This window comes from Neochlamydia sp. AcF84 (assembly GCF_011087585.1).
GTDB lineage: Bacteria > Chlamydiota > Chlamydiia > Chlamydiales > Parachlamydiaceae > Neochlamydia.
This window is the reverse complement of the sequence record NZ_VJOT01000051.1, coordinates 22,871-28,870: the sequence shown is the minus strand read 5'-3', so window position 1 is coordinate 28,870 and position 6,000 is coordinate 22,871. Positions and strand designations below refer to the sequence as shown.

At 38.5% G+C, this 6,000-nt stretch carries 4 protein-coding genes; 1 reads left to right on the top strand and 3 read right to left on the bottom strand.

The window, feature by feature from the left end:
- Positions 1-249: 249 nt before the first annotated feature.
- The 3 genes from NEOC84_RS05755 to NEOC84_RS09955 all read right to left on the bottom strand — a co-directional run bounded on the left by NEOC84_RS05755 (position 250) and on the right by NEOC84_RS09955 (position 3,788).
- The gene (locus NEOC84_RS05755) at positions 250-2,334 is read right to left on the bottom strand and encodes an F-box-like domain-containing protein (protein WP_166156485.1); all 2,085 of its coding nucleotides are present in this window, start codon (positions 2,332-2,334) and stop codon (positions 250-252) included.
- A 958-nt stretch (positions 2,335-3,292) separates the two neighbouring features.
- Complete coding sequence (locus NEOC84_RS05750; RefSeq protein WP_166156482.1) at positions 3,293-3,595, bottom strand: transcriptional regulator; 303 nt, start codon at positions 3,593-3,595, stop codon at positions 3,293-3,295.
- Entirely contained in the window at positions 3,582-3,788 is a 207-nt protein-coding gene (locus NEOC84_RS09955; protein WP_347566655.1) for a type II toxin-antitoxin system RelE/ParE family toxin, read from the bottom strand. The genes NEOC84_RS05750 and NEOC84_RS09955 overlap by 14 nt, the downstream gene beginning before the upstream one ends.
- A gap of 776 nt (positions 3,789-4,564) precedes the next feature.
- Between NEOC84_RS09955 and NEOC84_RS05740 the strand changes: the two genes are divergently transcribed.
- Entirely contained in the window at positions 4,565-5,491 is a 927-nt protein-coding gene (locus NEOC84_RS05740; RefSeq protein ID WP_166156479.1) for a hypothetical protein, read from the top strand.
- Positions 5,492-6,000 lie beyond the last annotated feature (509 nt).

Sequence of the window (6,000 nt, the reverse complement as noted above, 5' to 3'; positions counted from 1 at the left end):
TAAAAAGCTTAAAAGTGCCCTTTGAACCCTTGAGTATAGAAATTCTTAAATTTAAATTAAATATTAACTTCGGCAAAGAAAGCTTAAGGTACCCTTTTGTTTTTAGATAAGCAGACCTAAGGATTATCTTTAAATAACGTTAAAATTTTTATTTGCGGGAATGGCTGCCAAATTATTGTAGCACTAGATGGGAAATTAGCTTAAACATTACTCTTTAAAATAAATGCTTGAAAATCTAGAAACCTTAACCTACTCCTCTTTTTTCCTTTTTTTCTGAGGAGAAGGCCAAAGATGCTCCCCTGCCGCTGAAACGTGGCTCCTGTCTTCTTGGCTTTTAGCACTTCTGGCTTTTCTTTTTTTAGATTCTTCTGTTACCAATTCTTCAGTTAGATTACTTGCTCCCTCTTCATTGTCTAGATTTATTGGAGATTCGGTGGGTTGAAAACTATCGCTTTTAGCAGGGAAAAAATTGAAAACTTTCATTCCAATCAATAATAGTCCCCCATTAGGAGAAAAGGATGCTGGCTCATATCCTCCGTGTCCTAAGTGTTTTCCCAAAGTGCGCAAGTATTCGCCTGTTTGAGCATCCAACAGTTGAACATCACATGGGTCAGAAATAACCAACCATTGGCTGTTTGGAGAAAAAAATGCTTGTTTGAAATCTCCAGGCTCTTCCAAATTTTTTAGACATTTCCCTGTGTGTGCATCCCAAAGGTGGATGGAGTCGATGAGATAAATAACTACCTTTTCACTATTTGAAGAAAAAAATATTTCTGTATCCCAATCTTCTTTTTCCCGTTTATCTAAAGTTTGTAGACATTCTCCTGTATTGGCATCCCACAGGCGAATGAGATCTATGGTATCGGCAATGATCCGCTGGTTATCGGGAGAAAAGAGGATTATTTCTGCGCATGCCCCTAGCTGATCATCTAAAGTTTTTAGCTTTTTTCCAGCTTTAGCATCCCAAAGGCAAAGAGACTGGCCATTCTCAACAATTAGGCGCTGACTATCTGAAGAGAAAGATATGCTGGAGGCATCCTCGCATTCATCCAAAGTGCAGACCCATTCTCTAGTTTTAACATCCCAAAGGCGAATGAATTCATAGTCGTCGATAACTATTTGCTGGCTATCTGGTGAAAAAGTTACTGAGTTTACCCTCCTGATTTCATCCCAAATATGTAAGCATGCCCCAGTGTTAGCATTCCAAAGGCTAATAGATTCATTACTATCGATAACTAGCGACTCGCTATCCGGAGAAAAAGATATTGTGGTGGACAGATTTTCTTTACCCGGTTTTTCCAAAGTGTGTAGACATTTCCCAGTTTTAGCATCCCAAAGGCTAACGGACTTAGAGCTATCGATAGCCAGCCACTTGCCATCCGGAGAAAAAGGTGTTCGTGACCCCCAATTTTTTGTTTCCCCTCTTTCTAAAGCCTGCAGACATTCTCCCGTTTTAGCATCCCAAAGGCGAATAAAGCTACCCCTGGTAACTAGCCGTTCTTTATTTGGAGAAAAGAATACTTCTGTGCCCAAGGGGTCTTCTTCTAAGGCTTTTAGACATTCTCCTGTGTTGGCATCCCACAGACTAGTGGACTTAGATCTATTAATAATTAGCCAATGGCTACCTGAAGAAAGAAATAGATCTCTGCTCCAAGTAATTCCTTCCCAAACCTGTAGACATTTTCCTGTATTAGCATCCCAAAGGCTAACAATGTGACGAGCAATGTCCCCAGGAAAGGTAGGTAGGTCATTATTAAAAATAATTACATGCTTACCATTAGAAGAAAACATTGCTTGCGCGCCCTCTTTATGTCCTTTTTCCAATGCCATAGGGAGTAAATCGATAATTTGTGCACGATTAGCTTCTATATTGTATTGAGCCACAATTAGATCTTTGGGAGAGATTTTCATCTTGTCGGATATAGCAGATAAAGCAGGGTAAGTTTTTCCAAGTAAACATTTCCAAAGTGCAGTGTCTGCGCTTAATTCATACCAGCTCTTGCATACCTGCTGGCTAAAGCCAAGTTCTTTAACAGGCAAAAAGGAAAAAATTTTTAACAACATTTCGGAAGGGAGCGTATCTAGAGGGGATTCTTTTTCTGACGAGGAAACTTTGCTAGCTTTTTGGAAATAGAGCCTTTTCCATAAGTTACTTGCTTGAATCAGCTGCTTCCATTCTTGACAAACTCCCTCTGCTTGACATAGATCGGAAGCTCCCAAGTTTGAGAAAATCTTGATTGCAATCTCCGCATAGGTATTTGTTTCTTCTTTAAACCAAGAAAGAGTCTTAAATACAGGAAATAATACAGAGGGATTGGGAGGTAAAGGGTTCATTTGTTTAACCTCTCTTTATCTAAATTTTCATTTCGCTACCTTTTTATAAGCAAGGACTTGTAAATTTTTTCTCTATGTTCATTAACAATCATATTAAGGAAGGCTTAAAATAAATGCTATAAAAAATAATATCTCAACATTCAAGCATGATGAATGCTATGTGAAAAATAAAATGAATAAGCTTTAAATCGATCAAAGGCTATAGTCTTATTAGAGAATTTTATCTTATGTCTATCAGGAGGCTTTACCTCAAACTAAAAAAACAGCTATTGAGTATAAATGGATAAGCGTTAGCTCTCGTCATTTTTAATCCTACTTCCCAAGGAAAAAACAAAGCCTTTCATCAAGGGCCAGGTTTTCAAGTTCCTATAGCCTCGCAGAACTTCCTTTGCGCCGTCGTGCTTCTCATTCCTCGAGCTAAATAAAAGGCAGCTGACCTCTACAGCGAGGCCGGCGTAGAAATAGCAGCCCACAACTCCCCACAAACCAATGGCTACACGCCGGCCAAAACGACCAGGCCTCACAGGCATTACTCTTTTCTTGGCAGAGTGTGTAGGTCAAAGGATTATTAGAAAATAGATACTTCTTAAAGCGAATGATGTGCATAAAAATAGAAAGGCAGCATCTGATGCATGAGGAACTTCATATTCCATTCACGTTTTCTAGACGTATCTAGCAATGATGGCTGGTGGGTTCATATAATTCTTATTTTAGTTCCCCTCGACGATATCCGTTGCCATTAGCACCTAATGAGATTAGGCGGTTAGATTGATGGCCATAGGCATTGATAATCTCATTAATGCGAGTTATCGGATAAGAAAACAACCTAAGGCTGCTTTAAATCATGCTTCAAACTATTCTTATTCGATAACTCGCGCTAATTATTCTCTTAAGGTATCGTCATGAGAAATTTTATTTTTAATGGAGATTGAAAAAGGTCGATGTCAATCATTATAGTCTAACTTAATCTCAAGTTCAATCCCATTGCTACACATAATGAGACAAGCGTGTGCCATTTAGGATTACCGGCTTCTGAAAGGGTTTTGTAGAGGCTTTCACGACCTACATGAGCTTTTTTAGCCAATGCGCCAACGCCGCCTTGAGCTTCTACGACGTTCCGTAAAGCCATTAAGAAAAGATGTTGGGATTCCTCATCACCTTTAAGACTTTTTGCTAGTGCAGCATTTAGGTATGCAACAGCTTCATCGTGATCTTTTAAGTGCTGGAGCAGAAATTCTTGATATTTTTTACTTCTTGCCATGATCTAACTCTCTTGATTGATAATCTTTCAAATCCTCTTTTGCTTTAGCTATATCCCTTTCTTGGGAGTTTTTATCACCACCACAAAGAAGCAAAATGACTTTATTCCCAATCTTTCCGTAATAAATTCTAATCCCGGGTCCATAATGAATCTTAAAGCTCGCAAACCCCCTCTGGTAAGGTTTTGCAATCACCGAAGTTTCCAAGCCTTAAGTGATCAAACCATGCCAGGATTTTGGCCCGTGTATGGATTTCTTTGATACCCTTGATCCAGATCTCAAAGGGTCGCTTACCATTTGCTGTTTCGTATAATTCGATTTCTATTCCTTCATCCTTATTGTATCTTATGGGATACATTTTTCAAGTATTTTTTAAGCAACTAATGCAGATTAGGACCTTTTTATGCAAGTTTTTGATCAAATTGTTCTTACCTCACCTTGCCAATACTTTTTAGCGATCTGCCTGCATAAAATCCTTTTTTGCATAATATCTCTATCGTATCTTACGGGATACATTTTTCAAGAATTTTTTAAGCAACTAATGCGGATTAGTACCTTTTTACGCAAGTTTTTGATCAAATTCTTCTTACCTCACCTTTCTAGTACTTTTTGGCGATCTGCCTGCATAAAATCCATTTTTGCCTATCCTCACTCACTCTTTTCTATTGTCTCTTTAAAATAAAATGCAGAACAATCGATAAATGCATAAATAAAAATATTAAAGCAAAAACACTGTTTTGAAAAAGGCAGCTCTATACACTCGGTCATAAGATTTAGGATGGATAATTTAAGCTCTCTCCCAGCACCTTGGTTTGGACCTCAATGATTAATGGATTTTTCAAGGATAAAGGATAGCCAGCTTTAATTTAAAGCTCCCTCTACAAAAAAATTTTAAATGGAAAAACAAACTATTATTGCTTACAATCTTTTAGCTTCCTGCGTTAGATAAAAATTTATAAATTGAGGAATGTATGATTCTAACTACTCTCCTGGCTAGCCTTGCTTTGCTCACAAGTAGCAATTACAACGAACTTAAAGAAGATGATAATTTATTAATAAAGGCTTTGCAAAAACAACAAATAGATGCTCGCTCGGTGATTTGGGATGATCCTCAGACCAATTGGAAAGACTATCAAGCGGCGCTAGTTTTTTCTACTTGGGACTATCATACCGCTAAGTTTAATTTTTTCTTGCAAACCTTAAGTGATATTGAAAAACAAGGAATCCCTCTTTTTAACCCCCTTAACACTATTCGCTGGAATGCTTCAAAAGTTTATTTAGAAAAGCTAGCAGAGAAAGGAGTTAAGGTCATTGATAGTATTTACTTATCTTCTAAAGATCTAAAAAGCTTACCCGATCTTTTAAAAAAATATGGATGGGAAGAATGCGTGATAAAACCTAGTATTTCTGCTAGTGGAGATCACACTTTTAGATTTAATTCTTCTACTGTTCAAAAAATGCAAGATCACTTTAAAGATTATCCTTATGACTTAATTATCCAACCTTTCATGCAAGAGATCATGACAGAAGGTGAATGGTCTTTTATTTTCTTTGAAAAAGAATTTATTCATTGTGTGTTAAAAAAACCGGCAGATGGGCAATTTTTGGTGCAAAGTGCACATGGAGGCTCCGTTCAACCAGTTACCCCACCTACTTGGATGATCAACGAAGTCAAAAAGGTTCTCCTCGCTACTGAACAACCTTATTTACATGCTAGAGTAGACGTGATCAAGAAAGGTTCTGCGCTAGTCGTGGTGGAAGTAGAAATGATCGAGCCCTCACTTTTCCTTAGCTATTTTCCTGGCTCTGCCGATAAGTTGGCTCAAAAAATTAAAGAGAGGCTTTCAGCTAGCTTAACGCCCCTTGAACCTCGGGCCAAAGGGAAGGCTTCTTTGTAACCCTGCATTAAGAAACAAGCGGAGTGACTGGACTCAATCTAAAGGAGAGATGGCAGCTATCCGCTTGCTTGCAACTATTAATATTTGTAAGATAAATCCTCTTTTAAAAAAGTTTCAGAAGCCATCGAGGCCTTAAGCAATCAATTTCCTAAGCCCAAGATCGAAATATGGTTTGAGGATGAAGCAAAGCTAGGGGCTCCCGCCCAACTGTCGCCAGGTAGCAGCGAAAAAAGAAAAGCGGCCAAAAGCACTTAAGCCAATAGCCTATCCTACCCTCTATTTAGCGACAGCTATTTGCCCCGCTTTAGGAAAAGCAGAGGGGCTCATTCTTCCCCTCTTAAATAGCTAAGTCAGTGATTATCTTCTCGAACAGATCAATCAATCGCTGCCAGCTTCTTCTCATGCCTTAGTGATTTTGGACCGAGCCCGCTATCACGTTTGTGAAAAGCTTAGAATTCCTCCTAAGATTCACCTTTTCTTCTTATCCCCCCATCGCCCTAAAACTCTCT